Source organism: Frankia sp. R82 (assembly GCF_023716925.1).
Lineage (GTDB): Bacteria > Actinomycetota > Actinomycetes > Frankiales > Frankiaceae > Frankia.
Window position 1 is genome coordinate 1 of the sequence record NZ_JAMQQG010000256.1, and the last position, 5,808, is coordinate 5,808.

4 protein-coding genes and 1 pseudogene are annotated in these 5,808 nt (G+C 72.3%); 1 reads left to right on the plus strand and 4 read right to left on the minus strand.

Going from position 1 to position 5,808, the window contains the following annotated elements; genetic code table 11:
• The first annotated feature begins 121 nt into the window (after positions 1-121).
• Entirely contained in the window at positions 122-1,756 is a 1,635-nt protein-coding gene (locus tag ND747_RS19755) for a DUF5667 domain-containing protein (protein WP_251735308.1), read from the plus strand.
• A gap of 374 nt (positions 1,757-2,130) precedes the next feature.
• Here ND747_RS19755 and ND747_RS19760 read toward each other — a convergent pair whose 3' ends face one another.
• The 4 genes and pseudogenes from ND747_RS19760 to ND747_RS19775 form a co-directional block, all read right to left on the minus strand.
• Positions 2,131-3,513, minus strand: a complete 1,383-nt coding sequence (locus tag ND747_RS19760) for a class II 3-deoxy-7-phosphoheptulonate synthase (RefSeq protein WP_251735309.1) — start codon at positions 3,511-3,513, stop codon at positions 2,131-2,133.
• 93 nt (positions 3,514-3,606) lie between these two features.
• Positions 3,607-4,632, minus strand: a complete 1,026-nt coding sequence (locus tag ND747_RS19765; RefSeq protein WP_251735311.1) for a 6-phosphofructokinase — start codon at positions 4,630-4,632, stop codon at positions 3,607-3,609.
• Between the two features lie 152 nt (positions 4,633-4,784).
• Positions 4,785-5,312, minus strand: coding sequence for a polyadenylate-specific 3'-exoribonuclease AS (locus tag ND747_RS19770; RefSeq protein WP_251735313.1), 528 nt, complete (start codon positions 5,310-5,312; stop codon positions 4,785-4,787).
• Positions 5,313-5,316: 4 nt separating this feature from the next.
• Positions 5,317-5,808 (minus strand): annotated as a pseudogene (locus ND747_RS19775) (hypothetical protein); the annotation flags it as partial.

Here is a 5,808-nt window from a genome sequence, read left to right on the forward strand (position 1 = left end):
GCCACGGCGACCCGTGTGCATCTCGCGCACCCGCGGCTTCCGAAAGTAGCGTCACAGAAAGTGACCTTGGTCGAGGGCCGCCGTCGCGGCGGTCCGCCGTCCACGTGCCGGGCAGCCTCCCGTGGCGGTGCCCCGGGTTGCCCGGGCGCTGCTCGCCGCCGGTCTGAGCATCGCGGTCACCGTGATCGCGCTCGCCCTCAGCGCCCGGGACGCCCTGCCCGGCGAGCCGCTCTACCGGGTCAAACGGCAGGTGGAAAACCTCCAGGTGTCGCTGGAACGTGACCCGGTCGCCCGCGCCAAGACCCGCCTGGACGTTGCCGGGGTGCGGATGTCCGAACTGCGCACGCTCACCATCGGCACGTCCGCCGGCGGCGGTCGCCCCGGCATCGGTTCGCCACCGTCCGGCCCCGGGGCTCGCCCGGCAGACACGGTCGCGGCCGCGACCACCCCGGTCCCGCCGACGCCTCCGCTCGATCCGGCGACGCCGCCCCGTCCCACCAGCACCGCACCGCCAGCCAGCACCGCACCGCCAGCCAGCACAGCACTGCCAGCCAGCACAGCACGTCGTCCCACCAGCACCGAGGCTTCCACGGGCACCCGCCATCCAGCAGGCACAACCGGTCCGTCAGGTTCGGCCCGCCCGATCGCATCGCTCGCGCCGACCGCGCCACTGTCACCCACAGCGACCGTCTCGGCGACGAGCGTCCCCCCTCGTGGGCCGGGAACCCGTCACGCCGACGCGAACACCGTCAACACGCTGCTGTGGGCCTGGTGCGCGCAGGCCCAGGCCGCCTCCCAGGTGCTGCTCGCCCAGGCGGATGCGGGCAACGTCGACGCCTGGCGGGCGATGGCGGCGTTCACCGCGAACCAGGCGGACAGTCTGAGCGCGGTGCTGACCGAGCTGCCGCCGGGAACCATGGGCGCCGCCCACGCGGCCGTCGCTCTGATCAGCCAGTTCCGCCGTGACCTGGGCCCGACCCAGCCGGGCTCCTTCCCTTCGCCGCGACGGCCGCCGCCCGCCTCCGCCGGCGTGTCCGGGCGGCCCTCGCCCGAGCCCGATCGCCCCAGCCCCACCGGACTCGACGTCACACCCGTCGCCCCGGCCTCACCCGACCGCACCGGCTCGAACGCCCCCTCCCCCGCCAGCCCGACACCCGACGACGGCACGCCATCCGGCACCGCCTCGCCAGATGACACCTCTGCGACCATCACGTCGTCCGGTGGCACGTCGTCCGGTGCCACCGTGCCGGACAGTGCACAGCCGGATGGCGCCTTGTCGGGTGGCGCCTTGTCGGGTGGCGAGGTGCTGGGCCCCATCCCGCAGGATGCAGCGGCAGAGCCGGCGGACTCCCCGCCGGCTCAGTCCGGCAGCGCGGCCGCCGTGCCGCGTCCCGGCAGCACAGCCCGCGCGCCCGGCCGCACGGGTCCGGCACCTACCGTCCACCCGTCCGTTTCGGCGAGCTCGCCCAGCTCGCTGTCGCCCACCCGGACGCCGGCTCAGGTCCCGGTTCCGGCTCCGAACAGCGAGCCGACACCGGCCGGCATCGACGGCTCGTCCAGGGGGTCGTCCGACGGCGTCGAGACGCCGACCTCGGACGGTACGCAGGCCGCTGGTGCGGCGGGATCCGCGCAGCCCGCCATCGCCATGGCAACCAGCGACCAGCCCGAACCCGCCTCCGCCACACCGTCCCGGTCGTCGGCCGGCACCGATCCGGCTGCCTCGGGCAAGGCGGTCACCGAGGACAACGTCCCGTAGCAGGTTCGTCGACCACAACGGCGTGCTCCGCACCCACATCGACGATCTCGGATCGGCCCGCCATCGAGCGCGACACCCATCCGCTGTGCCCCCCACGCCGACCCGTGTGGGCAGATCCTGCTGCGGGGTCGGTTGCGAGGCATGGTGGGGGCGCGGGGTGGGTGACGGTCTGTGCGGGTGAGGGGCGTTTTGGCTGGGCTGGCGGGCGGCGGAATCAGGATGCTCCGGTCGCCGCCGCATCAGCCAGCAGAGTCCCCCATGAGGCCGAGTCAGTCCGCATGAGGGCGCATCGGACCTCGCCTGGCGGTGATGGCAGATCGCCGAGGTACTCGACGACCCGGATCACCGACCAGGCATCCGTGGGGGGTCGGAGTTCAGGCCTGGGGGGCGGGGTGGGCCGGGCCGTGATGGGCGGCGGCCCGTTCGCCGCGGGCGTGCTGGAGCATCTCAGCGACGAGGAACGCCAGTTCCAGGGCCTGGCTGGTGTTCAGACGAGGGTCGCAGGCCGTCTCGTACCGGCCACCGAGGTCGTCCTCGCCGATCAGTTCGGCGCCCCCGAGGCACTCGGTGACGTTCTCACCGGTCAGCTCGATGTGCAGGCCACCGGGGTGGGTGCCCAGGGCCTTGTGTACCTCGAAGAAGCCGAAGACCTCGTCGAGCACGTCGTCGAAGTGACGGGTCTTGATCCCACCGACGTCGCGGGTGTTGCCGTGCATCGGGTCGCAGGACCACACCACCGGCGGGCCGGCCGCGTTGACCTTCTCGATGATGGGCGGCAGTGCGTCGCGGATGCGGCCGACGCCCATCCGGGTGATCAGGGTCAGGCGACCGGGAACGTGGTGCGGGTTGAGCCGCTCGGCGAGTTCGAGCACCTCGTCCGGGCTCGCCTTCGGGCCGATCTTGCAGCCGATCGGGTTGCCCACCCGGGACAGCAGATCGACGTGGGCGCCGTCGAGGTCGCGGGTGCGCTCACCGATCCAGATCATGTGCGCGGACAGGTCGTACGGGTGCCCGGTGGCATCCTCGATCCGGGTCAGGGCCCGCTCGTACTCCAGGAGCAGACCCTCGTGGCTGGTGAACAGCTCCACGCCGGTCAACGCGGCGGTGCGGTCGAGATCGATGCCGCAGGCGGCCATGAACGACAGCGCCCGGTCGATGTCGGTGGCCATGACCTCGTAGCGCCGGCCGGCGGCCGAGTCGCGCACGAAGGCCTTGTTCCACTCGTGGACCTTCGACAGGTCGGCGAAGCCACCGGTGGCGAACGCCCGCACCAGGTTCAGCGCGACCGCGCTCTGGTGGTAGGAGGCGACCATCCGCATCGGGTCCGGCCGGCGGGCGGCGGCGGTCGCCGCGATGTCGTTGACCGCATCACCCCGGTAGGACGGCAGGCCGGTGCCCGCCTCGATGTCGGCCGAGCGCGGCTTGGCGTACTGGCCGGCGATACGGGCGACCTTCACCACCGGGGTGCTCGCTCCGTAGGTGAGCACGACCGCCATCTGCAACAGGGTCTTCACCTTGTCGCGGATCTTGTTGGCGGTGTTGGCGGCGAACGTCTCGGCGCAGTCGCCCCCCTGCAGCAGGAAGGCCTCGCCCCGGGCCACCATCGCCAGCCGGTCGGTCAACGACCGGACCTCCGGCGCCGTCACCAAGGGGGGCAGCGCCGCCAGCTGGTCCGCAGCAGCCTGCAGCTCGACCGGGTCGGGCCACGACGGCTGCTGCTTGGCCGGAAGGGTCCGCCAGACGTCCAATGCGCTCACGAGACACCAGGGTACGGCTGCCCGGGTCCGGGACGCGCTGATACTGCCAGGTTTCAACGAAGTCATCCGGCCCGGCGGCGGACCGGTGACCGGTCAGCCGAAGAAGACCGCCGCCTCGGCGTAGAGCTCCGCCGGGACGGTCTTGAGCTCGCCGATGGCCTCGGCCAGGGGGACACGGTCGATTCGGGTGCCGTGCAGCGCGACCATCACCCCGAAATCGCCCTCGTGCACCGCGTCGACCGCGTGCAGGCCGAAGCGGGTTGCCAGCCAGCGGTCGAACGCGGTCGGCGTGCCGCCGCGCTGCAGATGGCCGAGCACGGTGGCGCGGGCGTCCCGGCCGGTGCGTCCCCGGATCTCGGTCTCGAGCACCGCGGCGATGCCCTGCAGCCGGACGTGACCGAACGCGTCGAGCTCGGTGTCACTGGTCGCCATCGTGCCCGCGATCGGGGTGGCGCCCTCCGCCACGACGATGATCGGCGCGTAGTGGGTGGCGAACCGGGACTCGACGAACGCGCACACCTTGTCAAAGTCGAACGGTCGCTCGGGGATGAGGATGACGTTCGCGCCACCGGCCATGCCGCTGTGCAGCGCGATCCAGCCGGCGTGACGGCCCATCACCTCGACGATGAGCACCCGGTGGTGACTCTCTGCGGTGGTGTGCAGGCGGTCGACGGCCTCGGTGGCGATGTTCACCGCCGTGTCGAAGCCGAAGGTGTAGTCGGTCGCGGACAGGTCGTTGTCGATCGTCTTCGGCACGCCGACGACCGCAACGCCGTCGGCGTGCAGGCGAGCGGCCACGCCGAGGGTGTCCTCCCCACCGATGGCGATGATCGCGTCGACCCCGTCGGCGGCCAGGTTCCGCCGGATCAGATCCACCCCGTCCACCGCGGCGTACGGGTTGGTCCGACTCGACCCGAGGATCGTGCCGCCGCGTGGCAGGATGCCGCGCACCGCCGCGGTGTCCAACGCCACCGTGTCGCCGGTGAGCGGCCCACGCCAACCGTCCCGATAACCGACGAAATGGTGCCCGTACACGCTCTCGCCCTTGCGAACGACCGCCCGGATCACCGCGTTGAGCCCTGGGCAGTCCCCGCCACCGGTCAGTACGCCGATCCTCATCGCGCCCTCCTTGCCTCACCCCGACCTGCGTCCGCACACCGACCTGCGCCGCACTGCACCCACACCTCGGTGGCAGCAGCGGCAGCGTAGCGGCGTCCAGCAAGACGGAGCACTATTTAAACCACTAGGCGTGGCGAGCTAAATGTAAATAGTTATGAGGGAGGAGAGGGTCTGGCGGTACGAGGGCGCAACGGAGCGAGGATCTCCCAGCGGGCCAGGTTGTGCAGCGCGTCGGCGAGGGCATCGTGGGCGTTGGCCGGTGGCGGCGGCAGCGCGGGGCGACCGAGCTCCTCCCACAACTGGCGCAGATCGCGGGTGAACCGGGGCAGCTGGGCCGGCAGGTCCGTCATCGTCCCGAACAGCTGACACAGCACGACATGGTCATAGGCGCCGTACCAGGCCCACAGCTCCGGCGCGCCGTCGGCGGTCAGCAGCTCGGTGAGATCGTCACGGATCCGGGCCCGGGACCGCCACGCCGGGTCGGCGGGCGAGGGAAGCTGGTCGAGCACGTTGCGACGGACCCAGGGCACCGCCCAGACCGGATCGAACTCGGTGGACACGGCGTAGTACCGCCGCGCACCGTCCTCGCTGACGATGCCGATGCTGACCAGGTCCAACCAGAGATGGCCGGACTCACGCCGCTCGATGAACTCGGTGTCGTAGAAGAAGCGGGTCGCCACCGACTCAGTCTCCCCCGGTCCAGGTAGGTGTCGACGGGCCGGGACGGCGCCGCCAGGGTCGCAGCACCGCGGCGAGCAGGCCGAGCGCCGCGGTCGCACCGACCAACGGCAGTATCCACAGCAACGGACCGGAATAGGTGTCGGTGTCGTCCCGACCGGCCTGCGCGGCCGCCACCGAGCGGCCCGCCCCGGAGGCACCCGGAGCACCGGAGGTCGCAGCGGCACCTGCGGCGGCGGCCGTGGTCGTATCGCAGCCCGCCGGGCCCGCCATCAGCGGGCTCTGGACCTGCGGCCCGTCCGTCGCCGGACGTACCCGGATCTCGACCCGCGCCGCGCCGGGGTCGGCGACCACGCACAGCAGGCCGGAGCCGACCGCCGAGGTCACCCGCCCGCCAGTGATCCGCACCTGATAGCCGCGCGGGTAGGCGGCCGCCGGAATGTTGATCGCCGTGGCGGTCCGGGCGGGCAGGGCGAGCGCCGCCGCGCCGTCGCCGGC